We start from the raw sequence: 337 nt of genomic DNA, 5'->3' as shown, positions 1-337 counted from the left end.
GGTGCCGTACCGTCCGCCGCTGAGGCATCCCAAGCCGAGGGTGCTGGGCTCCCAGCGCGCCGTGGTGACCGGCCCCGAAGGCGAGGAGATCTATTGCGACGAGTACGGCCGGGTCAAGGTGCAGTTCTTCTGGGACCGCGAAGGCCAGTCGGACGACAAGACCACCTGCTGGATGCGCGTGGCCTCCAACTGGGCCAGCCAGAGCAGCTTCGGCGCCATCTCGCTGCCGCGTATCGGCATGGAGGTGCTGATCACCTTTCTGGAAGGCGACCCCGACCAGCCGCTGATCACCGGTTGCCTGTACCACGGCGCCAACCTGCCGCCGTACCGGTTGCCC

1 protein-coding gene is annotated in these 337 nt (G+C 67.7%); it reads left to right on the top strand.

Features of this window, described 5'->3' with window-relative positions:
- The coding region (gene tssI, locus NP552_RS25880; RefSeq protein WP_274097330.1) for a type VI secretion system tip protein TssI/VgrG at positions 1-337 on the top strand (337 nt) is incomplete at both ends.

The organism is Pseudomonas sp. 8209, from assembly GCF_028682105.1.
Lineage (GTDB): Bacteria > Pseudomonadota > Gammaproteobacteria > Pseudomonadales > Pseudomonadaceae > Aquipseudomonas > Aquipseudomonas palmensis.
The sequence above is the reverse complement of the archived record's forward strand: the minus strand, read 5'-3'. Positions and strand labels throughout refer to the sequence as shown.